General features: G+C 44.9%; 19 protein-coding genes. 8 read left to right on the forward strand and 11 right to left on the reverse strand.

Features of this window, described 5'->3' with window-relative positions:
- Positions 1–23: 23 nt before the first annotated feature.
- Positions 24–1,853, reverse strand: a complete 1,830-nt coding sequence (typA, locus tag R7E47_RS11040) for a translational GTPase TypA (RefSeq protein ID WP_005379276.1) — start codon at positions 1,851–1,853, stop codon at positions 24–26.
- Between the two features lie 530 nt (positions 1,854–2,383).
- On the opposite strand from typA, the gene glnA reads away from it, so the two are divergent.
- The 6 genes from glnA to add all read left to right on the forward strand — a co-directional run bounded on the left by glnA (position 2,384) and on the right by add (position 11,011).
- Positions 2,384–3,793 (forward strand): glutamate--ammonia ligase, encoded by a 1,410-nt coding sequence (glnA, locus tag R7E47_RS11045; RefSeq protein WP_005379275.1) that lies wholly within the window; start codon positions 2,384–2,386, stop codon positions 3,791–3,793.
- Between the two features lie 195 nt (positions 3,794–3,988).
- On the forward strand, positions 3,989–4,570 hold the full coding sequence (locus R7E47_RS11050) for a DUF4124 domain-containing protein (protein WP_318084287.1): 582 nt from the start codon (positions 3,989–3,991) through the stop codon (positions 4,568–4,570).
- A 132-nt stretch (positions 4,571–4,702) separates the two neighbouring features.
- Positions 4,703–5,749 carry a nitrogen regulation protein NR(II) gene (gene glnL, locus R7E47_RS11055; protein WP_017821940.1) on the forward strand — a complete coding sequence of 349 codons (1,047 nt, stop codon included), beginning with the start codon at positions 4,703–4,705 and terminating at the stop codon, positions 5,747–5,749.
- 57 nt (positions 5,750–5,806) lie between these two features.
- A complete protein-coding gene (gene glnG / locus R7E47_RS11060; protein ID WP_005379267.1) occupies positions 5,807–7,210 on the forward strand; it encodes a nitrogen regulation protein NR(I) in 1,404 nt (467 codons plus the stop codon).
- Between the two features lie 102 nt (positions 7,211–7,312).
- Positions 7,313–9,859: an EAL domain-containing protein gene (locus R7E47_RS11065; RefSeq protein ID WP_318084288.1), complete on the forward strand. Its 2,547-nt coding sequence runs from the start codon at positions 7,313–7,315 to the stop codon at positions 9,857–9,859.
- A gap of 147 nt (positions 9,860–10,006) precedes the next feature.
- The gene (gene add, locus R7E47_RS11070) at positions 10,007–11,011 is read left to right on the forward strand and encodes an adenosine deaminase (protein ID WP_318084289.1); all 1,005 of its coding nucleotides are present in this window, start codon (positions 10,007–10,009) and stop codon (positions 11,009–11,011) included.
- Between the two features lie 68 nt (positions 11,012–11,079).
- On the opposite strand, the gene hemN is transcribed toward add, so the two are convergent.
- The 5 genes from hemN to R7E47_RS11095 form a co-directional block, all read right to left on the reverse strand.
- Positions 11,080–12,471, reverse strand: a complete 1,392-nt coding sequence (gene hemN, locus R7E47_RS11075) for an oxygen-independent coproporphyrinogen III oxidase (RefSeq protein ID WP_017635016.1) — start codon at positions 12,469–12,471, stop codon at positions 11,080–11,082.
- 184 nt (positions 12,472–12,655) lie between these two features.
- Complete coding sequence (locus R7E47_RS11080; RefSeq protein ID WP_318084290.1) at positions 12,656–13,144, reverse strand: DUF2489 domain-containing protein; 489 nt, start codon at positions 13,142–13,144, stop codon at positions 12,656–12,658.
- Positions 13,145–13,151: 7 nt separating this feature from the next.
- A complete protein-coding gene (gene yihI, locus R7E47_RS11085) occupies positions 13,152–13,694 on the reverse strand; it encodes a Der GTPase-activating protein YihI (RefSeq protein ID WP_005379252.1) in 543 nt (180 codons plus the stop codon).
- A complete protein-coding gene (locus R7E47_RS11090; RefSeq protein WP_206949365.1) occupies positions 13,694–14,332 on the reverse strand; it encodes a class I SAM-dependent methyltransferase in 639 nt (212 codons plus the stop codon). Before R7E47_RS11090 ends, yihI begins: the two co-directional genes overlap by 1 nt.
- Positions 14,333–15,170: 838 nt before the next feature.
- A complete protein-coding gene (locus tag R7E47_RS11095; protein WP_005379248.1) occupies positions 15,171–15,788 on the reverse strand; it encodes a c-type cytochrome in 618 nt (205 codons plus the stop codon).
- A 159-nt stretch (positions 15,789–15,947) separates the two neighbouring features.
- Between R7E47_RS11095 and yihA the strand changes: the two genes are divergently transcribed.
- A complete protein-coding gene (yihA, locus tag R7E47_RS11100; RefSeq protein WP_031779017.1) occupies positions 15,948–16,607 on the forward strand; it encodes a ribosome biogenesis GTP-binding protein YihA/YsxC in 660 nt (219 codons plus the stop codon).
- A 747-nt stretch (positions 16,608–17,354) separates the two neighbouring features.
- On the opposite strand, the gene polA is transcribed toward yihA, so the two are convergent.
- From polA to hemB, 3 genes are all read right to left on the reverse strand, one after another.
- Positions 17,355–20,141 (reverse strand): DNA polymerase I, encoded by a 2,787-nt coding sequence (gene polA, locus R7E47_RS11105; RefSeq protein WP_005379246.1) that lies wholly within the window; start codon positions 20,139–20,141, stop codon positions 17,355–17,357.
- Between the two features lie 619 nt (positions 20,142–20,760).
- The gene (locus tag R7E47_RS11110) at positions 20,761–21,195 is read right to left on the reverse strand and encodes a GNAT family N-acetyltransferase (protein WP_005379245.1); all 435 of its coding nucleotides are present in this window, start codon (positions 21,193–21,195) and stop codon (positions 20,761–20,763) included.
- Positions 21,196–21,322: 127 nt separating this feature from the next.
- Positions 21,323–22,384, reverse strand: coding sequence for a porphobilinogen synthase (gene hemB, locus R7E47_RS11115; RefSeq protein WP_031777176.1), 1,062 nt, complete (start codon positions 22,382–22,384; stop codon positions 21,323–21,325).
- 184 nt (positions 22,385–22,568) lie between these two features.
- On the opposite strand from hemB, the gene R7E47_RS11120 reads away from it, so the two are divergent.
- Entirely contained in the window at positions 22,569–23,330 is a 762-nt protein-coding gene (locus R7E47_RS11120; RefSeq protein ID WP_318084291.1) for a TatD family hydrolase, read from the forward strand.
- A 459-nt stretch (positions 23,331–23,789) separates the two neighbouring features.
- Here R7E47_RS11120 and tatC read toward each other — a convergent pair whose 3' ends face one another.
- Together tatC and tatB are read right to left on the reverse strand one after the other, a co-directional pair.
- Entirely contained in the window at positions 23,790–24,542 is a 753-nt protein-coding gene (gene tatC, locus R7E47_RS11125; protein WP_005379234.1) for a twin-arginine translocase subunit TatC, read from the reverse strand.
- 68 nt (positions 24,543–24,610) lie between these two features.
- On the reverse strand, positions 24,611–25,009 hold the full coding sequence (gene tatB / locus R7E47_RS11130; protein ID WP_017635021.1) for a Sec-independent protein translocase protein TatB: 399 nt from the start codon (positions 25,007–25,009) through the stop codon (positions 24,611–24,613).
- Position 25,010 lies beyond the last annotated feature (1 nt).

Raw genomic sequence — 25,010 nt, forward strand, 5'->3', positions numbered from 1 at the left:
TTAATTGAATCGCTTAACGAAAATTATTTCGCGCCACGAGAAGCACGCTTACGGTCGCTTTCCGTTAGGAACTTCTTACGGATACGGATGCTTTCAGGCGTTACTTCTACTAGCTCGTCGTCATCGATGAATTCTAGTGCTTGCTCAAGAGTCATCTTGATTGGCGGAGTAAGAACCTGTGCGTCATCGGTACCAGATGCACGAACGTTGGTTAGCTGCTTACCTTTCAGTGCGTTTACCGTTAGGTCGTTGTCACGGCTGTGAATACCGATAACCATACCTTCGTAAACTTCAACACCGTGACCGATAAATAGACGACCACGCTCTTGAAGGTTGAACAGTGCGTTAGTTAGCGCTTTACCCATCGCGTTCGCGATTAGTACACCGTTTACACGTTGACCGATGTTACCGCCTTTGTGAGGGCCGTAGTGATCAAACGTATGGTAAAGAAGACCTGAACCTGAAGTCAGTGTCATGAATTCCGTTTGGAAACCGATCAGACCACGTGATGGCATAACGAAGTCCATACGCACACGACCTTTACCGTCTGGAGACATGTCTTTCAGCTCACCTTTACGTAGGCCGATGTTCTCCATGATGCCGCCTTGGTGCTCTTCCATTACGTCGATAGTTACCGTTTCGAACGGTTCCATCAACTGACCATCCTCTTCTTTGATGATTACTTCTGGACGAGATACCGCAAGCTCAAAGCCTTCACGACGCATGTTTTCGATCAGGATAGAAAGGTGAAGTTCACCACGACCTGATACGCGGAATTTATCTGGATCGTCTGTTTGCTCAACGCGTAGTGCAACGTTGTGTACCAATTCCTTCTCAAGACGCTCAAGGATGTTACGTGACGTTACGAACTTACCTTCTTTACCCGCGAATGGAGACGTGTTTACTTGGAACGTCATCGTTACTGTTGGTTCATCAACAGACAATGGTGGTAATGCTTCTACTGCGTTTTGTGCACAGATAGTGTCAGAAATTTTCAGCTCGCCAAGACCAGTGATTGCGATGATATCACCCGCGTTAGCTTGTTCCACTTCGTGACGCTCTAGGCCAAGGTAGCCCATTACTGTACCCACTTTACCGTTGCGAGTTTTACCGTCAGCACCAATAATGGTTACCTGCTGGTTTGGTTTAACGCTACCACGAGTTACGCGAGCCACGCCGATAACACCAACGTAAGAGCTGTAGTCTAGCTGAGAAACTTGCATCTGTAGTGGACCATCAAGGTCAACATTTGGCGCGTCAACAACATCAACGATAGTTTGGAATAGTGGTTCCATGTTCTCGCCAGTTTCGCCTTCTTCTAGAGAAGCCCAACCGTTAAGTGCAGATGCGTAAACTACTTTAAAGTCTAGCTGGTCATCAGTTGCACCTAAGTTGTCGAACAGGTCGAACACTTGGTCCATAACCCAATCAGGACGTGCACCAGGGCGGTCAATCTTGTTGATTACAACGATTGGTTTTAAACCGTGAGCAAACGCTTTTTGTGTTACGAAACGCGTTTGAGGCATTGGACCATCAACTGCGTCAACGATAAGTAGTACAGAGTCTACCATCGACATGATACGCTCAACTTCACCACCGAAGTCCGCGTGTCCCGGAGTATCTACGATGTTGATACGGTAATCGTTCCAGTCGATTGCTGTGTTTTTAGCAAGAATGGTAATACCGCGCTCTTTCTCGATGTCGTTCGAGTCCATGACTCGCTCTTCAGCTTCACCGCGAGACTCAAGCGTGCCTGATTGTTGTAGCAGCTTGTCAACCAACGTGGTTTTACCGTGGTCAACGTGCGCGATGATCGCGATATTTCTTAATTTATCAATCTGTGGAGTAGCCATGGATATTGATTCACTTAGATAGATGAAATGCCCCCACGCTGAGAACGGGTGCTCTCTGGCGACATTTGCTGATTAAAAAAACGGCCATAATGTACCAGATTTTAGCAAAAAGCCTAGAAATATGTGATCTACTCCCGAGCATTTCTGCGATTTTTACGCTTAATGCCCATTTTCTTCCTCAGAACGAATTGATTAAACGCAACTTTATTCTAATCGATGCATAATTCAAATTGACTCTTGCTCAAAAACTGGGCTGAATACGCAATGTACCTGTCACATTATGGTGCAACAATGATTTTTAGCACCATAATAGTGCAAGCAAAGATCATTTTGGTGCAAGCAAGTGCACCAAACTAGCATTCAAAAACACAATTGCTTGAAATTAATGGAATATTTTTTTTGGCACGGTTTTGGCTTTAGTTAAAACAGCATCGATTAATGAAAAGTCAAATTGATTAATCAATGCCAGGTTTCATGAATAATTCATAAATCGAGCTTTTACCGCTTATTAACACTGGAGGTTATCCAAGATGTCAGTAGAAAACGTTCTATCGCTGATCCAAGAAAACGAAGTTAAGTTTGTTGACCTACGCTTCACTGATACAAAAGGTAAAGAGCAGCACATTTCGATCCCTGCTCACCAAATCGACGCAGACTTCTTCGAAGAAGGTAAAATGTTCGATGGTTCATCAGTTGCTGGCTGGAAAGGTATCAACGAATCAGACATGGTAATGATGCCTGACGCATCTTCTGCTGTGCTTGACCCATTCACGGAAGACGCAACACTAAATATCCGTTGTGACATCTTAGAGCCTGCAACAATGCAAGGCTACGACCGTGACCCACGCTCTATCGCAAAACGCGCTGAAGACTTCATGCGTTCTACAGGTGTTGCAGATACTGTACTTATCGGTCCTGAACCAGAATTCTTCCTATTTGATGACGTGAAGTTCTCGACAGACATGTCAGGCTCTTTCTTCAAAATCGACGACGTAGAAGCGGCATGGAACACAGGTTCTGACTACGAAGAAGGTAACAAAGGTCACCGTCCAGGCGTTAAAGGTGGTTACTTCCCAGTAGCTCCAGTAGATTCATCTCAAGACATCCGTTCTGCTATGTGTCTAGTAATGGAAGAAATGGGTCTTGTTGTTGAAGCGCACCACCACGAAGTGGCAACGGCGGGTCAAAACGAAATCGCAACTCGTTTCAACACGCTAACAACCAAAGCTGACGAAATCCAAATCTACAAGTACGTTGTACACAACGTTGCTCACGCGTTTGGTAAAACAGCGACGTTTATGCCTAAACCACTTGTTGGCGACAACGGCAGCGGTATGCACGTTCACCAGTCTCTAGCAAAAGATGGCGTAAACCTATTTGCTGGTGACAAGTACGGCGGTCTATCTGAAATGGCGCTTTACTACATCGGTGGTATCATCAAACACGCTCGTGCAATCAACGCATTCGCTAACCCATCAACAAACTCGTACAAACGTCTTGTACCAGGCTTCGAAGCACCAGTAATGCTAGCTTACTCAGCGCGTAACCGCTCTGCTTCAATCCGTATCCCAGTGGTACCAAGCCCGAAAGCACGTCGTATCGAAGTTCGTTTCGGTGACCCAGCGGCGAACCCATACCTATGTTTCGCAGCAATGCTTATGGCTGGTCTTGACGGTATCAAGAATAAGATCCACCCAGGCGAAGCGATGGATAAAGACCTTTACGATCTTCCAGCTGAAGAAGCAGCAGAAATCCCAACTGTTGCATACTCACTAAAAGACGCACTAGCAGAGCTAGATGCTGATCGTGAGTTCTTAACAGCGGGCGGCGTATTCTCTGACGACTTCATCGATTCATACATCGACCTTAAGTCTCAGGACGTAGAGCGTGTGAACATGACAACTCACCCTGTTGAGTTCGAACTTTACTACTCTGTGTAAGGTCGACACTGTGTAAAATGTAAACACAGCAATAAAATATTAGGCTCGCCTCGCAGGCGGGCCTTTTTTGTATTCGCCAGTCAAGCTTCGACGTTTAACATAAGAGGATAATAAAAATACGCTTAGAATTTTTCCTTACAGGTCAAAGAGCTAAGCCATTGAAACGTGAAATCATCGAACAAGAGAAGGTGAGCAATGAAAGTTCAGCTTATTCCATCACTGTGTGCACTCAGCGGATTGTTAATCGCCTCTATCGCCTTCGCGCAGGTCGCGTATACGTGGGTAGATGAAAATGGCGTGGTTCACTTTAGTGATACGCCAAACAAAGGAGCAAAAGCGATCGCACTGCCAAACCTTGAAGCCAGCGCACCAGCTCCTGAGGTAGAAAGTACTGAATCGCTCGCACCTCAGACTACGCCATCTACTGCATCACAAAACAAGCCAGAGAAAACAACCGAGAAGCCTCTTCTATTACAACTCTCGATGCTGACTCCCAAGCACAACGAGACCATCCGCAGCAATCGAGGCATCATCAATATTCAATTAGAAACCAATCGCAAGCTTAGTATCGGTGAGCAATTGCAATTGTTACTCGATGGAAAACCTTATGGTGCGCCACAAAGCCATATAGTGTGGCAGTTAAACAATATTGACCGAGGCACTCACACACTTGCTGTGCACGCGAAAAGAAGCGGCAAGCTTATTGCATCTACTAGCCCTATAACGGTGCATTTACATAGAGCAAGTGTTAAGCCGACCGTAAAAGGGGCAAAATAGAATATCTGGTGAAAAAAATCACATCTCAGCGGTGCTTTTCACTTTTTCTTCTAAGATTTATTCGCCATACTTAACGTTCAATTGCACCATTATTGTGCATCGCACAATCTTAAAGCAAAACAAGGACGTAATGTGGATACCAGTCTTCCTAGTGCCATTCTCAACAATATGGTGACAGCAACGCTGATTCTTGATGATGGATTGGCCATCCGTTATGCCAATCCGGCTGCCGAATTGCTGTTTTCTCAAAGCGCCAAACGAATTATTGAACAATCACTTTCTCAATTGATTCAGCATGCGTCGCTGGATCTCGCGCTGCTCACTCAACCGTTGCAAAGTGGCCAAAGCATCACCGACAGTGACGTCACTTTCGTTGTTGATGGCCGCCCTTTAATGCTAGAGGTGACGGTTAGCCCTATCACTTGGCAAAAACAGTTGATGCTTCTGGTCGAGATGCGCAAAATTGATCAGCAGCGCCGACTCTCTCAAGAACTGAACCAACACGCCCAACAACAAGCGGCGAAGCTGTTAGTCCGAGGGCTTGCACATGAGATTAAAAATCCGCTTGGCGGCTTACGCGGTGCGGCGCAATTGCTAGAAAAAATGCTGCCAGAGCCCTCTCTCACCGAATATACACACATCATCATTGAGCAAGCAGACCGTTTAAGGGCGCTCGTGGATCGATTACTAGGACCGCAAAAGCCAGGTAAGAAGACACAAGAGAATCTGCACCAAATTCTTGAAAAGGTTCGCCAACTGGTTGAATTAGAGTCACAACGCTCAATCATCATTGAACGAGATTATGACCCAAGCTTGCCAGAGATTTTGATGGATACAGACCAAATCGAGCAGGCAATGCTTAATATCGTCAGCAACGCCGCACAAATTCTTAGCCATCAAGAACACGGGAAAATAACCATTCGCACCAGAACGGTGCATCAAGCCAATATTCACGGCAAACGCTGTAAACTCGCTGCTCGTGTCGAAATCACAGACAACGGCCCAGGTATTCCACCGGAACTACAAGACACGCTGTTCTATCCCATGGTCAGTGGCCGCGAGGGAGGAACTGGATTAGGGCTATCTATTTCGCAAAATTTGATCGACCAGCACAATGGAAAAATAGACGTAGAAAGCTGGCCTGGTCACACAACATTTACTATTTATCTGCCGATCTGAGTGCGCTAATGGACTTCAAGTCGCGTCAGTTTTTCGGTTTGCTGCAAGGATTACTACATGAGTAAAGGATATGTTTGGGTCGTTGATGACGACAGTTCAATTCGCTGGGTAATGGAGAAAACGCTCTCCTCTGCCAACATCAAATGTGAAACCTATGCCGATGGAGAAAGCGTGTTAATGGCGCTCGAACGCGAAGTGCCGGATGTTCTAGTATCAGACATTCGCATGCCAGGTATTGATGGGTTGGAGCTACTAAAGCAAGTACAGCGCGATTACCCAGACCTTCCCGTGATTATCATGACCGCGCATTCAGATTTAGATGCGGCAGTGAATGCGTACCAAAAAGGTGCTTTTGAATATTTACCAAAACCTTTTGATATTGATGAAACTTTAACTCTGGTTGAACGAGCCATTGCACACAGCCACGAAAACAAACGCGAGCAGCTCTCTCCAGAAGACATTCCAGCAGAAACGCCTGAAATTATCGGTGAAGCACCAGCGATGCAAGAGGTGTTTCGCGCCATTGGTCGTCTTTCTCGCTCCTCTATTTCAGTCTTGATTAACGGTGAATCGGGCACGGGTAAAGAACTCGTTGCTCATGCACTGCACCGTCACAGTCCACGTGCTAACAAACCTTTCATTGCGCTCAATATGGCGGCGATTCCCAAAGACTTGATTGAATCAGAACTGTTTGGCCACGAAAAAGGCGCGTTTACGGGGGCAAACAATGTTCGTCAAGGACGATTCGAACAAGCCAATGGCGGCACTCTATTTTTAGACGAAATCGGCGACATGCCATTGGACATTCAAACTCGTTTACTACGCGTTCTAGCTGACGGGCAGTTTTATCGAGTGGGCGGTCACTCTCCGATCAGTGTCGATGTACGAATTGTCGCGGCAACACACCAGAACTTAGAAAAGCTGGTGCACGAAGGTGACTTTCGTGAGGACCTATTTCATCGCTTAAACGTGATTCGCGTTCAGATCCCGGCACTGCGTGAGCGTAAGCAAGACATTGAAAAGCTTACACAGCATTTTCTTATCCGTGCGGCTGATGAGCTTGGTGTGGAAACAAAAACTCTCCACCCGTCGACTGTAGAGATTCTTAACCGCCTTGATTGGCCTGGCAACGTGCGTCAATTAGAGAATATTTGCCGTTGGTTAACCGTTATGGCCAGTGGTAGCGAGGTGTTACCAAATGACTTGCCAAGCGAACTACTAGAAGAGAAAAAATCCATTTCAGACTCTGCACATGGTAGTTGGCAAGAACAATTGGCGGATTGGGCACGGCATTCACTCGCAGCAGGAGATAAAGAACTACTTTCTTACGCTTTACCAGAATTTGAACGCATTTTATTAGAAGCAGCCTTAGAGCACACTAAAGGTCATAAGCAAGATGCCGCTAAAGTATTAGGCTGGGGGCGAAATACACTCACCAGAAAATTAAAAGAATTGTACTGACAATCACTTACGTGGTGCGTTAACAACGAGCGTCGTTTGTCACTCGATATTAATAAAAACATCAGTACAATTGTGGCGCACCACCATCTATGTGATTAGGCGATGTCTACTGCTACGACTCAAATTACACTGCGTACTGCTGTTCTGATTCCATTTGTCATGATCTTCTTACTGGCGATCGGTGTCATTATCTACGTCCAAAAACAAAGTTACGAAGAAGTGGTCACGGATATCAGTGACAAGCAACTTTCCGTGTTAACCGAAAGTGTCCACGACCACCTCAATAGCTATCTACGTAAGCCTTTTACTGCGGTTATGGCTCTCGCGCACAACGTCAGCTATCACAACCTTTATCGCCCTCACGATACCTCAGACATTCAAAACTACCTGCTAAGTGCATTCAAAAATCTTTACCAATCGATACCGCAGTTGGATGTAATCGCATTTGGTTCAGAAAACGGCGACTTTGCAGGCTTTCGCCGCGAACTTTCCGACGATTACACCTTAATGGTGCAAGATCGCCACACCGATGGTGATCTGGTTATTTATGGAACCAACCATGTGAGTAACAACATTCGAACGGTTATCTCCCAATACGATCCTCGCACTCGCCCATGGTATAAGCCCGTTGCAGAGAGCCAAAACGCCACTTGGTCTGAAATTTATACCAATGCTGATGAACGCCAGGATATTACGCTATCAGCCATGACGCCGGTGTACAAACACGACCAATTTGCTGGTGTTTTGGTGACAGACATTCGTATCAATACATTCAACGAATTCCTGCGCGAGTTAAAATACAACACTAAAGCGTCGGTCTACATCATGGACCCAGATCATCGTTTAATCGCTCACTCAGGCCCGGGAAGCGTCATCTCATGGGGCACAAAATTTTCGGATAAAGGGCAGCGTTTGCTTGCCGCTGAAAACGCAGACCCGATCATCAAAATCAGTGCGAGCCGAGTCCGGTCTTTCGATCTCAACAACACCAAGCAACCTTATACTTTTTCATTTGAACATGATGGCCAACGTATTTTCAGTCGGCTAACCCCGTATCGAGACCAAGACGGCTTAACATGGTTTATCGGCACCTCCATTTCGGAGTCTGAGCTTCTCGGCCTGTTACCAAAAAGCCAGCAAGAGAGCTGGCTCGTTGGCATTATTGTAAGCCTATTTGGTATCGCCATCAGTTGGATCATTTTCAACCGAGTTACCAGACCAATTAACGCGACGGCCGCCGCCGCTCAGCACCTGGCAAATGGGGATTGGGATAGCGGCATGCCAAAGCCTGGTTATGTGTATGAGACAACCGTACTGGTCCATGCTTTTAATGAAATGGCGAACAATCTAAGAGCTTCATTCAAAGCATTGCGTGAACAGTTGGTTTATGACTCTCTGACACGCTTATATAGCCGTCAGGGTTTGGTCGAAATCTGTGAAAATCAGTCTGATCTTTGTCACGGCAGTTTATTTTTACTTGGTATCAACAAATTTAGAGATATCAACGACAGTGTGGGTCATCACAACGGCGACCAGTTGTTGGTCAGCATCGCTAAAAGGTTAAAACAGCAGTTTCGTGACAACGCATTATTGGCTCGGATTGGTGGTGACGAATTCGCGGTGTTTCTCTCAAATGTCGACACGGAAACCAAAATTAAACAAACCGAGCGTCGATTACAGCAACTCTTTTCCACCCCATTTATGGTGGAAGGCGAGAATGTAGTGATGAAGATTTCACTTGGTATTGTACAAACCCAGCCAAACGAAACCATGCCTTTATGGTTACGCAACGCCAGCATCGCATTAAGTTACGCCAAACAAGACTCACTGACTGGTGTTTGTCACTACAGCCCAGAACTAGCGAGCGCTTCAAAGTTTCGTACACAAATGCTGACCAAGATCCAAACTGGCATTGAAAACCGAGAGTTTATTCCTCATTACCAACCGATTGTGGATCTCGTCAGTGGCACAGTGTGTGGCGCCGAAGCACTTGCGCGTTGGCATAGCGACTCAGGTATGGTGTCACCATTAGATTTTATCCCAATCGCGGAAGAAAGCGGCATGATCAAAGCCATCGGCCAACAGATTCTGTTACAAGCTTGTCGCGACACTTACCAAGCGATCGAAAGCAAACAGTGGCCGTCGGACTTCCAACTACATGTGAATATCTCCGTTAATCAACTATCTTGCCCAAGTTTTGTTGATACGGTGACAAGCGTATTGGATATCACGAAATTACCAGCAAGTAACCTCACACTAGAGATCACAGAATCACGTATCATTGATAGCGCACCGACCACACTAGAAAATATGACTAAACTGCGTGAAATGGGTATTGGTATCGCGATAGATGACTTTGGCACCGGCTACTCATCACTGGGTTACCTCCACTCTCTGCCGTTTACCTGCTTGAAGATTGATCGCACCTTCATCAATCAACTCACACAAGAAAACTTAAACAGTTCAGTCGTCGCTGCCGTCATCAATATCACAGCAGGTCTCAAAACTAATGTCGTCGCGGAAGGTGTCGAGGATAGCAATCAAGCACAATTACTGCGCTCTTTAGGCTGTAATCAGGTGCAAGGCTTCTACTACAGCCGCCCTATGCCACTAGAAGAATGGCCAACACATTTGGTGAACATGAAGTAGAAAAGAGCGAGAATCGTTGATTCCCTAGTCATCCTCTACTGACAATCTACCCAACTGTTATTTATACTTAACTGCAAATCTTACCCATGTATTGTCACAGATGATGTTTGGGCCCTGTTCCAGTTCATAACTATCCGGATCGACAAAATGATAACGAAGAACCTTCCTCTTACTGATTTGCACCGTCACCTCGACGGTAACATTCGTACTAAAACGATTCTTGAGCTAGGCCAAAAGTTTGGCATTGCCCTACCAGCGTACGATATTGAGTCTCTCACTCCTCACGTTCAAATTGTCGAAGCGGAACCCTCTCTTGTTGCTTTCCTTTCTAAGCTCGACTGGGGTGTTGCTGTACTGGGCGATCTAGATGCGTGTCGTCGTGTCGCGTACGAAAACGTAGAAGACGCGCTAAACGCACAAATCGATTACGCAGAGCTGCGTTTCTCTCCTTACTACATGGCGATGAAACACAAACTACCAGTAGCGGGGGTTGTTGAAGCCGTCGTGGACGGTGTGCAAGCGGGTATGCGCGATTTTGGCGTGAAAACCAACCTGATCGGTATCATGAGTCGCACATTTGGCACTGACGCATGTCAACAAGAACTGGACGGCATTCTGAGCCAGAAAGATCACATCGTTGCCGTCGACCTTGCGGGTGACGAGCTAGGCCAACCGGGTGATCGCTTTGTGTCTCACTTCAAGCAAGTACGCGATGCTGGCCTTGGGGTAACGGTCCATGCTGGTGAAGCAGCAGGTGCAGAGAGCATGTGGCAAGCAATCAATGAGCTGGGCGCAACTCGTATCGGTCACGGCGTAAAAGCGATTCACGATCCAAAACTGATGGATTACCTAGCAGAAAACCGCATTGGTATTGAATCTTGCCTGACGTCAAACTACCAAACAAGTACAGTAGAAACGCTAGAAAACCACCCTCTCAAGCAGTTCCTAGAGCATGGCGTTCTTGCGTGTCTGAACACTGACGATCCAGCGGTTGAAGGCATCGAACTGCCATACGAATACGAAGTAGCAGCACCAGCCGCTGGTCTGAGCCAAGACCAGATTCGCCAAGCGCAAATCAATGGCCTTGAGATTGCGTTCCTTTCAGAAGCAGAAAAAGCGGAACTGAGAGAAAAAGTAAAAGATCGCGCTTAAATCCAGCGAAAACATAAAAAATGCCAGCATCTGCTGGCATTTTTTATATCTTGAATCTGTATCTCTGATTAAATAACACGAGAGAATTGTTGCTGACGCGCCTTCGCTCGCAGGTACTTATCGAAGCTCATACAAATATTACGGATCAGCAAACGACCTCGCAGCGTCACACGAATTTCATTGTCATCCACTTCCACCAGCTCATCGTTGATGAAGGTCTGAAGTAGCTGTAAGTCTTCTTTAAAGTACTGATCAAACTTCACTTTAAACTCAGACTCAATGGCTTTCTTGTCTAACTTGAAGTTACAAATCAGCTGCTTAATCACTTCACGACGGAGCAAATCATCGGAGTCCAGCGAGACCCCTTTCCATAGAGCGTGACGAAGTTCGTTGACTTGAGCGTAGTATTTCTTCAGCTCTTTCTGGTTTTGCGCGTAAGCATCGCCGATCATCGAGATTGCAGAAACACCAAAGCCAACCAAGTCACATTCACCTTGTGTGGTGTAGCCTTGGAAATTGCGATGCAAAATACCTTCGCGCTGGGCAACAGCAAGTTCATCGTCCGGCAAAGCAAAGTGGTCCATACCGATAAATTGGTAGCCAGCACCAGTCAGTGTCGCGATGGTGTCTTGCAGAATCGCCATCTTCTCCTCTGCTTTTGGCAGGTCTTCGTCTTTAATCTTACGCTGCGCTGCAAATAGCTGTGGCATGTGCGCGTAGTTAAACACGGATAGACGGCCCGGCTGCATCTCTAGCACTTGTTCTAGAGTCTTGGCAAAAGATTCTTTGGTCTGCTTCGGTAAACCGTAAATCAAATCTAGGTTCGTCGAACGAAAGCCTAACTCTTTTGCGCGCGCAACCATCGCAACGATGAACTCTTCATCTTGCTCACGATTCACCAGTTTTTGCACTTCTTTGTTGAAGTCCTGCACACCGATGCTCAAGCGATTGAAGCCTTCACTACGCAGATGATCCAGCATGGTCAGCTCGATTTCACGCGGGTCAACCTCGATACTGATTTCAGCATCGCTACTAAAAGTAAACTCTTGGCGTAGCAGGCTCATTACACGCGTGATTTGCTTTTCAGAGAGAAACGTCGGTGTACCACCACCAAAATGCAATTGCGTCACAGTGCGACCAACAAGTAATGCAGCACGTTGACGAATTTCGTGTTCAAGCACGTCGAGGTATTCATCCGCTTTGTGCGAGTGGCGTGTAATGACTTTATTACATCCACAGTAGTAACAAAGCTTGTGACAGAACGGAATGTGTACGTACAGCGATAATGGGCGTTCTGGGTATTGAGTGCATGCCATATCATAATCAGAAATGGTGAACGCTTCATGAAACTCCAGCGCCGTTGGGTACGACGTATAACGAGGCCCGGAATAGTTGTACTTATCCAATACCGCTTGATCCCAGACGATTTGCTGTTTCGATTCAGTGTGTTGATTCGACATGGTGGTACTTTCCGTTAAATGCTAGGGCAACGAAAGCCGTCACCCGATATTCAGAGCCGCTATTTTGCCATACGACGATGACAAGCGTGGCAACGCCGACTGGCTTTTTAAGTATAAAACTAAAGAAGTGCTAGCGTGATCACGATACCCCCATTAGCCATAAGGAGACTATTGGGGGTCGCGCTTAAATCATCTGAATATTGATTTTATTATTCAGTGGCTGGACGTTTTTCTGCAACACTTTGAGCTCCTCAATAATCGCATCAGTGAGGCGGCTTTCCGCTTTATGACGCGTCAAGTTCTGTTGCATACGCTCTTTCTTGGCAAGTTGTTGGCGTTCTTCGCCACGCGCCATATCTTTCACGATGTGGTAAAGCTCAGAAATCGCAGGGTACGTTTTATCGAAATCAACGCGGTCTTCACCTTGTACATAATCCATGATGTTATACACACGGATACTGATTTCAGATAAATCGCACTGGCCTTGAATGCCCGCCTGACACAAGGTATGCACATTCTCAAAAATGTTGGCGTTACGTTTGTCTATCGCCAATTTTTGATGCTTCAGCTGCAATTCCTTTTGCTTTTTCAATTGAAGCAGAAGGTAACCTGCATAAGAAGCGAGTGCGATGATAATCACAACACCAGCAATAGCTAATAAGGTTACATTCATAGCTTAATTATCCTTTATAGTCGTCGAAATTAATGTCGTCGAAATCTGCCAGCAAGTCATCATCGTTGCGCGTGCTTTTCTCAGCAGGTGCAGTGAAGTCTTCCTCTTCTTCAGGTTCCAACAAACCTAGTTGGTCCATTAGTTTCTCAATGCGATCGAGTTTCTCATCGACGAATTTCTGTAGACCTGTGCCCAGGTTTTCACCCGCTTCAATACGGTCTAGCAACACGTTCAATTGCGCGTCATTTTCTAGCATCTCTAGTTCTTGCTCTGCCGACAAACGACGCTCTTGCTTCGTCATTTTCTTCGCAGGTTCAACAATCAGAGGTATTTTCTTTTTGCTGCCTAAGCGCGGGTCGCGATTTTGTGCAGCAGCTTGCTTTTTCTGCTCGTTAACTTCTGAGTTACGGTTACCCGTTTTCAGACCTTTACGCTTTTTAGCACGCTTGCGTAAGCGGCCTTCCACATCAGATTCTGTACGGTTACGAGTTACAACAAACTCAGGCGCACCAGCGGCACCCGGCTTTCTAGATTTTTTACTACGGCTCATTACTGGGGTTTCCTCAGTAAAATTACATCATTACCAATAAATTCGAGTTCGAGCTTATCCCGCTCTGCTAGGAACTGGAACGTGTCACGACTAAAGAACACTACGTGAGTGAGATCGTTCTTATAATGCCATGATTTGAAAGCCTCCACGTCGATGACCATTTTCGTCATCAGGCCTATCCAGCCCCCTGGCTTAACTAAATTCAACCATTGCTTCCACACCAAATCTGGGTGGTAGAGGTGCTCTATCACCTCTGTTGCTGTCATGAAGTCGTACGTTTTTTCTAAAACCGACGTATCAGGGTAGTAATAGAGATCGTACAACGCCATGTTGTGCCCCGCCTCTTCCAGCATCAAGGAGAGCGTTGGGCCAGGACCACAACCAAAGTCGATACCATTTGATTGTGGAGAAATTCGCTCTGTGATCGGGTCAGCAATACGCGACAAAAAGCGTCGGTAACCCAAATCATCGGGGTTGTTCTCATGCAAATCATAGTGAGCTTTTTCGCTTTCCGCATCCAAACGTTGGTCTGGATTTACGAATACCAAGCTGCACTGCTCACATTGAAGATATTCACGACGCTTATCTTCAAAATAATGGTGAGTGCGCTGATTTTGGCATAAAGGACAGGTATGCATGCTGACTTCCTCAAACAGGGATGCGAAACATACCAGAAAGTGAACTCGGATTGGAGTGTTGTTGAGTATTTTTTCAGCAATTTTTATTAAAAAACTTTGTTTACAACCTATAAAGCTAAAGTAAGTGCTGTAATCTCAATTTAAGTTACGACTGAGCAAGTCAACGGATATAAAAAAAGCGACAGTCAGACTGTCGCTTTCTAAGTGCCATCAATTGGCGAAACTGTGTTGCACACATTTGGTGCACCAATGATCCCTTTGTTTTTAGAGCTTTCCCTGCCAAAAAGAGTTGTTTTTCATCTTCCTGATGAGTTTTGGCTATCCGTTTACTTCCTGTCTACTGAGCAACTTCCTGTGCCTGATCCGTTTCACTGTCTTAACCGTCAGACGAGATGACCATCCTTATCTGATAGGCTCCCTACCTATCTAAATCCCTTTCTAAATCACCAAGCATCCGAGCTACATCCTTGGAGACCTAAACCGTAGTCTTAAATCCTTACATTCACCCCCTGTGAACGACTTCTACTTTACGCCATCCCGTTATGCTCACAAGTAATGGGTTGAAAAAAAATCCGCCTATTTTTCTAAAAAATCAAAATTATCATTTAATCAAAAACTTAAAAACACTAACAAGAAAAAGCCAACATCAAGTATGGCAAATGTCTCACAAACTGCCGAGCCAACTATCGCTTTCGCATCCAAACTCGACTGTGATATCTGTCACGAACAAAAATGCCCTAGTGGATTCACTAGGGCATTTTTGTACAAGTTGCTCGAACGATGTAGGGACATCTACCCAACCAGCTCAAGATGCAGGATCTTGAGCGATTTAGGTATATTAGTGCAGACCGCCAACGTATTTAGACAGCACTTCGATATCTTCGTCTGTCATTTTCTTCGCGATGTCGCGCATCATGGCATTCATATCATTACCACGGTCGCCATCACGGAATTTTTCTAGCTGAGCTTTGATGTAGTCAGCATGCTGACCAGAAATTTTCGGGAAACCTGAAAGCTCAGTACCATTGCCACGAGGACCATGACATGCAATACATGCGGTTAGGCCACGCTCGGCATCACCAGCGGTATAAAGCGTTTTGCCTTTTGCTACTACATCTTCAGGTGTTGAGTTTTCTGAAACTGGTAGCGAAGCGTAGTAAGCAGATAGGTCTGCGATATCTTCATCGCTCAGTGGCATTGCCATACCACTCATTACAGGATCGTAACGACCTTGTTTACCACCACTTGTCATGCCTAGCTTAAGTTCTTTTAACTGCTTCTCAAGATACTTAGCGTGTTGGCCTGCGAGTTTCGGGTACGTTGTTATTGCACTGTTGCCATCTGCTCCGTGACAGGCGACACAGGTTTGTGATTTTGCTTTACCAGCCTCAATATTACCTTGGGCCCATACTGAGCAACTGGCTAAAAGACTCAAAATTAGCGCTAATTTCTTCATGACATTCCATTATAATTATCAAGCTTCCAGTACCACTGAATGTGAACATACCGCGTACACTCATGGTACAATAGGCGACCTTATGCCGAGCACGGTTATTTTACACATTTTCACAAAAAAGTAATCAATCGACTACACAAAGTCGAGATGGAGTTAACAGTGAGCGTAAAAATTCATTACCAAAATACGCATTTCATCACCAGCGCACCCGATATTCGTCACCTGCCGGAAGACGAAGGTGTCGAAATTGCGTTTGCAGGACGCTCAAACGCTGGTAAATCGAGTGCACTTAACCGTCTAACTAATCAAAAAAGCTTAGCCAAGACATCAAAGACACCTGGTCGTACGCAATTAATCAACCTTTTCAAAGTAGAAGAAGGTTGTCACATTGTCGATCTACCTGGATACGGTTTTGCTCAAGTACCGGTAGAGATGAAAAACAAATGGCAGAAATCTTTGGGTGAATACCTACAGAAACGCGAGTGCCTAAAAGGCTTAGTGGTTCTAATGGACATTCGTCATCCAATGAAAGATCTCGACCAACAAATGATTTTCTGGGCCATCGATAGCCACATTCCTGTGCAGGTTTTGCTAACCAAAGCAGATAAACTAAAAAGTGGTGCACGCAAACAAACTCTACTGAAAGTTCGTAAGCAAGTAGAAACTTTCGGTGGTGACGTTTCTGTTGATGTGTTCTCTTCACTTAAAGGATTAGGTGTCGATCAGCTACGTGCAAAACTGGATATCTGGTTTGCACCAGCACTAGCGCACCTGATAGAAGAAGACGAACAAGAGACACCAGCGAGTGATGAAGAATAATTAACAATATTTGTTAAATTTCTTCGACACGGCCCTGCCATTTGGTGGGGCTTTTGTTTATCTGAACTAAATAACAGGCAATAAAAATCCCCGCCTTCCTGGCAGGGATAACGGGAGAGAAAAATTGGTAATTATTGTTATGTGACGAAGCATTGCTGAACTGAGATTCGATTTCAATAGGTTAAAAAGCGCTCTTTTTTCCTGTGTATCACCAAACATTCACTCCAAAAACACCCAATAGCGTTACAATTCAGACAGTTAAGCCAAGCAAGTCTTCAAAAAGATGTAACTTAGTTTCTTTCAAGAAAAAATAATAGTGTGACTGGCGTAAATTTACAGGATGAATAACGCAATAAATTTGAAGGAAAAATCGAGATTTTGCAGTGACTTAGAAAGGTCAAAAAAGAAGGTTTTTAAAGGCTTACTTTAAGCTACTGATCCAAAAGAATAATTTTCTTTCGCCCAATAAAAAACGCCCCAGTCAAAAACTGACTGGGGCGGCTGAATCAGCCTAATCCAATAACGTGAAACAAAAGGTCTGAAAGATAGAACATCTTACCTCTGTACCCTACGAGTATTAATGTACAACAATTGGTCAGAATTGCAAAGAATTTTTGTAGTTTTTTTTCATGAAATTTTTATTAAGCAACATCAAAGTTAACTTTGCGCTAGCTTTTTTAATCTCAAAAAAAAGCCAGCGTTTGTGCGCTGGCTCATAATTAATTGGTTATTTTGGTCTAAAATTGACTAATGAGCTTGATCCCAGTTATCACCATGACCTGCTTCTGCAACCAACGGTACTTTTAGCTCTGCTGCAGATTCCATCAATTTCTGTACTTTACTTTCAATTTCGGACAATGATGACTCTTCAACTTCAAAGACTAATTCATCGTGTACTTGCATTAATAACTTCACACGACCATTGCCTTCTTCCTGAATCCACTGATCAACCAACAGCATCGCTTTCTTAATGATGTCCGCAGCCGTACCTTGCATTGGTGCGTTGATTGCCGCACGTTCAGCAGCTTTACGACGCATCCCGTTGCGCGATTTGATTTCTGGTAAATGCAAACGTCGACCAAAAATCGTTTCAACATACCCTTTATCTGCTGCCGTGCTGCGTGTGTCTTCCATGTACTGCATCACGCCTGGGTAACGTTCAAAGTATGTATCCATGTACGCTTGAGCCTCACCACGAGGAATGCCTAATTGCTTCGCCAAACCAAACGCACTCATGCCGTAAATAAGACCGAAATTAACCGCTTTCGCACGACGACGTTGCTCACTTGAAACGTCTTCAATAGAAACACCCATGATTTCTGCTGCGGTTGCCGCGTGGATATCTTTGCCATCACGGAATGCATCCAATAAAGCTTGGTCGCCTGAAAGGTGCGCCATGATGCGCAGTTCGATTTGCGAGTAGTCGACCGCTAAGATTTTATGCCCTGATGGCGCGACAAACGCTTGACGAATACGACGGCCAGCTTCGTTACGAATTGGAATGTTCTGTAAGTTCGGATCAGTAGAAGATAGACGACCCGTTGCAGTCACTGCTTGGTGGTAAGAAGTATGCACGCGTCCCGTTGATGGGTTGATCATCTTAGGCAGTTTGTCGGTGTAAGTTGATTTTAGCTTCGCCAAACCACGGTATTCCAAAATCAGTTTTGGTAGTGGGTAGTCTAGCGCGAGTTCTTGCAGAACTTCTTCATTCGTCGATGGTGTGCCTGATGGCGTTTTCTTCACAACCGGTAAACCCATTTTTTCAAATAGGATGGCTTGTAATTGCTTTGGCGAGTTCATGTTAAACTCTTGCTCTGCAATTTCGTACGCTTTCTTTTCAAGCTCATCAAGGCGAGCGGTAATCTCGACCGACTGCGCACTCAGCTTCATTTCATCAATAAAGACCCCAGTGCGTTCAATGCGCGAAAGAACTGGCACCAACGGCATTTCAATCTCTTCGTAAACTGTCTTCAGGCTTTCATCCTGCTCGATATTAGCAAACAAGCGATTGTGCAGACGAAGGGTCACATCCGCATCTTCTGCCGCGTATGGCGATGCTTGTTCCAGTTCGATTTGGTTAAACGTAAGCTGATTTTTGCCTTTACCTGCAATTTGCTCAAAAGAAATGCAGCTGTGCTGTAGGAAGCGAAGCGCCAAGCTGTCCATATCGTGTTTACCGCCGACACTGTTGTAGATATACGATTCCAACATCGTGTCGTGCTTGATACCTTTTAGCTCAATGTCGTAACGAGCGAGTACAGACGCATCATACTTTAAGTTTTGACCGACTTTTGCTTTCGCTGCATCTTCAAGAATTGGCTTCAGCTGTTCTAGTACCCAATCACGATCAAGCTGTTCAGGCGCATCTAAATAGTCATGTGCAACTGGCACATAAGCCGCAATACCTTCATCGACAGCGAATGACAAACCAACTAGATTCGCTAGCATGTAATCTAGGTTATCGGTCTCCGTATCAAATGCAAACAGCTCAGCCGTTTGAAGTTTATCTAGCCAAGCATTGAAGGTTTCTTTATCCAGAATTGTTTCATATTGGCTGCGGTCGATTGTTACCGCAGAAGTTTCCATCTCGGCTTGAGAAGAAGAAGCTTGTGAAGATCCTGCAAGCTCTACGGCCTCCACAGATCCAGAACCGCCTTCAAGTAGTTCATTCAACCAAGATTTAAACGTCAGTTGGCCATATAACTTCACTAATTCGTCTTTATTTGGTTCCGCTTTCAGCAATGATTCTGGCGTTTCCTCAAGCTCAACATCCAATTTTATGGTCGCTAGCTCATACGAAAGCATGGCATTTTCTTTGTTGTCGATGAGCTTTTTCGCCATGGTTTTAGAACCACGGAAACCAAGCCCTGCAATATCATCGAGGTTTTCATACAACTTCGTCAGACCACCAATGCCTTGCAGTAGTGCGGTCGCTGTTTTATCACCGACACCCGGTACACCAGGAATGTTATCTACTTTATCGCCCATCAGTGCTAAGTAGTCGATGATCAACTCAGGTGGAATGCCAAACTTTTCAACCACACCTTCACGATCCATTACGACGTTCGTCATGGTGTTGATCAAGGTAATGTTATCATCCACTAGCTGCGCCATGTCTTTATCACCAGTACTGATCAATACAGGCATGCCCTTTTGTGATGCTTGGTATGCTAACGTACCGATGACGTCATCCGCCTCGACGCCAGGAACACAGATCAGCGGCAAACCCATTGCACGAATAACATTGTGTAATGGTTCAATTTGACAACGCAGGTCATCCGGCATTGGCGGACGATTCGCTTTGTATTCTGCATACATATCATCACGAAAGGTTTTTCCCTTTGCATCGAAAACCACCGCGATGCGCTCAGACGCAAACTGACGCATCATGCTGCGTAACATGTTCACGACGCCGTAAACGGCATTAGTTGGAATTTCACCATTGCTCATGGTGCCCGGGTAGGCGTGAAAAGCGCGATATAGGTAAGAAGAGCCATCGATAAGGATCAACGGATTTTCAGGAATACTTGCCATAATTGTCTGTATCCAATTCAGTACTTGAGAGATCTGCCTAGGATGCCATGACTGCTGATCTGAATCTATCTTGTTCGCTCGATCTAGGTCGCGTAAATTTTTCCGACTTTATTCACGAAAACACCACTTCCTGTGGATAACTCTGTTTATAGAAATTATCCACTGGTTATCCAATAACAAAAAACACAAGAAAACACCAACCCAAACCATTGATTAATAACAACAAATTCGCATAACGGCGAGAAGATCAACGATCCTAAAATGATCATCGCATGTGGAAAAGATATTAATAGTGACGTCAAATAGAAATCGTAGAAAAGAAAAAAGCGACCCGAATGGGGTCGCCTAGCAGAAGTGGTAAAGCAAATTCTGTAAATAGAGCAGCTTAACCAAGAAGCTATAAATTACACTGGAAGCAATGTGAGCAATGTCGTGTCAAAAAGAATTCGTGCAAGTTCTCGGAAAAATGTTTCATCACTTCTCAACTTTCAGTTAATTAACTTCTGTTAATAAGTCACTCAACGTCCTTGTGAACTTTCCTCATTCCCTAAGACAGGTTTAATAATAATGATTCTCATTTCGCAGTCAACAGTTAAATGAGAAAAAATCTCATTTATTTTCACATTGCTTTAATGAAATGCACTCGAGACTCTCGAAGATTTACTTTTTCTTCAAACTTTTCAATGATATAGCCATTTCTCAATAACAAGCGAAGCATAGCCGGAAACTGGTTTCGAGATTTCACTTTTAATGTGTTGTAGCCTTGTTCTGCCACCCAATCCTCTTGAGCTTCCAAAAGCAGCTGTGCCACGCCTTCATTTCGAGCTTCAGGGACAACACCACCTAACCAGCTATAGAAAACACCATCCTCTAATTCGTAACCTATTTTGAAGCCGACAATCGTGCCATTTTTTTCTGCAACGAGGATTAAACTGTTTTTCTCTTCTAAACGTTGAGTCATGGAGTCTACCGTTTCTCCTTTCGAAAACTCGGTAACACGCGCCACAACTTGAAGTGCTTCTTCCAATGTGCCTTCACGAATCAGCATTGTCATTGTTCTCTTCTCCAAAATAAAAATACCCAAGCACCTTGGATTGTTACTGTTGTAATCCGCCTGAGGTTACTTGGGTATATACAGACGAACAACTCTTGTTGGTCTGGTATTTCTCACTGAGCGATAATTACTCTTCTGTCGCTTCCGGAGTACGATTTAGGTGTTGAGCAGTTTGTGCATTCTCTTCTGCCAACCACTCAGCAACGTCTTTCGCAAAGTACGTTAAGATGCCATCTGCACCTGCACGTTTGAAGCACAATAGTGATTCCATCACAATTTCACGCTCTTTGAGCCAGCCATTCATGATCGCCGCTTTATGCATCGCGTACTCGCCAGAGACTTGATAAGCAAATGTCGGTACTTGAAGTTCAGTTTTTACTCGGCGAACTACATCTAAGTATGGCATACCAGGTTTAACCATCACCATGTCCGCACCTTCATTGATGTCTAGCGCCACTTCGTGAATCGCTTCATCAATGTTTGCTGGGTCCATTTGGTAGTTTTTCTTGTTGCCGCCTTTTAGATTTGAAGAAGAGCCAACCGCATCACGGAATGGTCCGTAGTAGTTCGATGCGTACTTAGCCGAGTAAGCCATGATTTGAGTATGAATGTAGCCCGCGTTTTCTAATGCTTCGCGGATCTTACCAATTCGGCCATCCATCATGTCTGAAGGCGCGACTACGTCAGCACCCGCTTCTGCATGAGACAAAGCCTGCTTAACCAATACTTCTGTGGTTTCATCATTCATTACGTAGCCATCTTCATCGATGATGCCGTCTTGGCCATGTGTCGTGAATGGGTCGAGTGCCACGTCTGTGATTACACCAATTTGAGGAATGTGTTCTTTAAGCGCTCGTACTGCTCGCTGAACCAAACCTTCTGGGTTGTAGGCTTCAGTAGCACATAAGCTTTTAGCGTCTTGGTTTACGACAGGGAAAAGCGCGATTGCTGGAACGCCTAGATTTGCAAGGTATTGTGCTTCTTCTAGCATTAAATCAATCGACAAACGCTCTACACCCGGCATGGACTCCACGCTCTCACGACGATCTTTACCCATAAGAATGAACATTGGGTAAATCAGATCATTAACAGAAAGTTGGTTCTCAGCCATCAAACGACGACTAAAATCGTGCTTACGTAAACGACGCATACGGCGTGCAGGGAATGGACCTTGAATTGATACAGACACCATTTTCTCCTTGTCTGGACGGTTATGATGATCAAATCATCTGGTGAACAAAATCATATCACTCTTGATGCATGTTGCGAGTGACAATCTGGAAAAAGGTAATGAAAAAAACTGAAAATGACCCAGCACTCACACTCAAGTATACTTCGAATACGAAACCAACCATGAAGCACAGAGAGTAACGATGATCGATACCCACGCGCACATCTATGCCAGCGAATTTGATAACGACCGCGATGAAGTAGTACAACGCGCCTTAACGCAAGGCATTAATAAAATCCTGTTGCCAAACATCGATCTGGACTCAATTGAGCCCATGCTAAAAACCGAAGCGACATATCCTGACGTATGCCACTCAATGATGGGGCTGCACCCTTGTTATGTGGATAACAACGTTGAGCAAACGTTGGAGATCATCCGCGGCTGGTTTGAGAAACACAAGTTTATTGCGGTGGGCGAAATCGGTATCGACCTGTATTGGGACAAAACCTATCGTGCTGAGCAAGAAATGGCGTTCGTAGCTCAACTTAACTGGGCAAAAGAGATGGATTTACCGGTCGTTATCCACACTCGCGATTCGATTGAAGAAACACTCACTTTGCTACGACAAGAGCAAGATGGTCGTCTGCGTGGTGTATTCCACTGTTTTGGAGGCAGCTTAGAAGAAGCACAAGCAATCAATGAGCTAGGCTTCCACTTAGGCTTGGGTGGCGTATCAACCTTTAAGAATGGCGGGATGGATAAAGTCATTCCACATTTGGATATGCAGTGGGTCATTTTAGAAACCGACTGTCCATATTTAGCGCCGGTGCCACACCGTGGTAAACGTAATGAACCAGCCTACACTTCTCTCGTTGCACAACGTGTTGCCGACTTGCGTGATGTCGACATCGCAACCATCGATGCCATAACGACTGAGAATGCCAAAAAGCTGTTTAATATTTAATTCACGAGAATTGAAAAAGCGACGAAATCAACGTCGCTTTTTTATCACCTAAACTATTGAATGAACGATTCAACCCGTTGAAATAGTAGAACAATCCATACAAAATTATTGATAAACATAATAATTAACTAGCAACTCTACTTACTTCTCATATCGTCACTTTACTTCGTCCGCTTTGCAAAACTGTCGACAACTCGACACATTATTTTTCTATACTGATTTACGCCCATTAATTAGCACAAATGTAAAACAGCATAAATATGGAAGTTGAAGTGTGTACACATGGTGCTTACTTACAACGCGTACCGCGCAGTTTTTTTCAAAAGCTGCTGGGCATCAAGGAAGTATACGTATGCACAAAATGTGGTTACGTCATGAAAGTTAAGTAATTAGCCCAAGAAAAAACCAACCGCAAAAAAAAGCGGCTCAATTGAGCCGCTTTTCACATCTAGATTAGCCTTATTCTTCGGTTTCCGCTTCTACTTCTTCGCTTCGACGAGTATAAAAACGCGCGAAGAACAAACCGACTTCAAACAGTAAACACATCGGAATAGCGAGTAAGGTTTGCGAGATCATGTCTGGTGGCGTTAACACCATACCTACGACAAACGCAGCCACTATAATATAAGGACGTTTCTGTCTTAAATCTTCTGGTGTAGTGGCCCCAGTCCAACACAACAAAATAATCGCAACAGGCACCTCGAATGCGATACCAAACGCCATAAATAGCGCCAGCACAAAGTCGAGATAACTCGAGATATCAGTTGCAAACTCTACTCCACCAAGAGAGATGGCGGTAAAGAAGCCAAACACCAATGGAAATACCACGAAGTAGGCAAATGCCACTCCACAGTAGAACAATAGCGAACTAGAGAACAGCAGTGGCATGATCAATCGACGTTCATGCTTGTACAAACCTGGCGCTACAAATGCCCACACTTGATACAAGATAAACGGCACCGCAATAAATACCGAAGCAATTAACGTCAGCTTAAGTGGCGTAAAAAAAGGTGACGCTACATCCGTAGCAATCATGGTCGCGCCTTCAGGTAGACGTTCTACTAAAGGTGCGGAAACAAACTCGTAAATGTGGTTAGAGAAATAAATTAGTCCGACAAACACGACCAACACTGCGAGGATTGAACGCAGTAGTCGGTTGCGAAGCTCCAACAAATGACTAATTAAAGGTTGTGTCTGCTCGACGGTAGACATGGCAAACCTCTTATTAAAAACCAGATCAAAAAGGAGCTACCAATCACTAGTAGCTCCTCCTAATGAGACTATTCGGCTTTCTTATCTGCCGCTGTAACCTTGCTCTCTTGCGCTTTCACGGCCTCTTCGACTGCTGGCTCTGTTTTTACAGGCTCAGCCTCTGAATCGGTGTTCTTTGCGTAAGGACGATTTACAGATTGCGCTGCCTTCTTCAACTCTTCAACTGAAGATTTCAACTCAGGGGACAAATCATCCATCCCCATTTGTTCTGCTTTGCGCAAGTTTTCTTGCAGCTCTTGGACTTTCAGCTCGTGTGACAATTCGTCTTTGACGCTATTTGCCATACTCTTAGCGGCACCGATAAAGCGAGACACGCTGCGAATAGCATGAGGCAAACGCTCCGGCCCAAGAACGACCAGACCAACAACAGATATTAATACCAGTTCCCAAAAACCGATATCAAACACG

It is taken from the genome of Vibrio sp. Vb1026 (genome assembly GCF_033338745.1).
Lineage (GTDB): Bacteria > Pseudomonadota > Gammaproteobacteria > Enterobacterales > Vibrionaceae > Vibrio > Vibrio alginolyticus.

What these genes read in the sequence shown, in the direction of transcription:
- yihI (WP_005379252.1), bottom strand. Translation starts at nt 13,694, where the DNA reads ATGAGCCGTAGTAAAAAATCTAGAAAGCCGGGTGCCGCTGGTGCGCCT.
- R7E47_RS11090 (WP_206949365.1), bottom strand. Translation starts at nt 14,332, where the DNA reads ATGCATACCTGTCCTTTATGCCAAAATCAGCGCACTCACCATTATTTT.
- R7E47_RS11080 (WP_318084290.1), bottom strand. Translation starts at nt 13,144, where the DNA reads ATGAATGTAACCTTATTAGCTATTGCTGGTGTTGTGATTATCATCGCA.
- tatC (WP_005379234.1), bottom strand. Translation starts at nt 24,542, where the DNA reads ATGTCTACCGTCGAGCAGACACAACCTTTAATTAGTCATTTGTTGGAG.
- polA (WP_005379246.1), bottom strand. Translation starts at nt 20,141, where the DNA reads ATGGCAAGTATTCCTGAAAATCCGTTGATCCTTATCGATGGCTCTTCT.
- R7E47_RS11065 (WP_318084288.1), top strand. Translation starts at nt 7,313, where the DNA reads ATGTCTACTGCTACGACTCAAATTACACTGCGTACTGCTGTTCTGATT.
- glnG (WP_005379267.1), top strand. Translation starts at nt 5,807, where the DNA reads ATGAGTAAAGGATATGTTTGGGTCGTTGATGACGACAGTTCAATTCGC.
- R7E47_RS11050 (WP_318084287.1), top strand. Translation starts at nt 3,989, where the DNA reads ATGAAAGTTCAGCTTATTCCATCACTGTGTGCACTCAGCGGATTGTTA.
- R7E47_RS11110 (WP_005379245.1), bottom strand. Translation starts at nt 21,195, where the DNA reads ATGACAATGCTGATTCGTGAAGGCACATTGGAAGAAGCACTTCAAGTT.
- hemN (WP_017635016.1), bottom strand. Translation starts at nt 12,471, where the DNA reads ATGTCGAATCAACACACTGAATCGAAACAGCAAATCGTCTGGGATCAA.
- glnA (WP_005379275.1), top strand. Translation starts at nt 2,384, where the DNA reads ATGTCAGTAGAAAACGTTCTATCGCTGATCCAAGAAAACGAAGTTAAG.
- R7E47_RS11095 (WP_005379248.1), bottom strand. Translation starts at nt 15,788, where the DNA reads ATGAAGAAATTAGCGCTAATTTTGAGTCTTTTAGCCAGTTGCTCAGTA.
- add (WP_318084289.1), top strand. Translation starts at nt 10,007, where the DNA reads ATGATAACGAAGAACCTTCCTCTTACTGATTTGCACCGTCACCTCGAC.
- typA (WP_005379276.1), bottom strand. Translation starts at nt 1,853, where the DNA reads ATGGCTACTCCACAGATTGATAAATTAAGAAATATCGCGATCATCGCG.
- R7E47_RS11120 (WP_318084291.1), top strand. Translation starts at nt 22,569, where the DNA reads ATGATCGATACCCACGCGCACATCTATGCCAGCGAATTTGATAACGAC.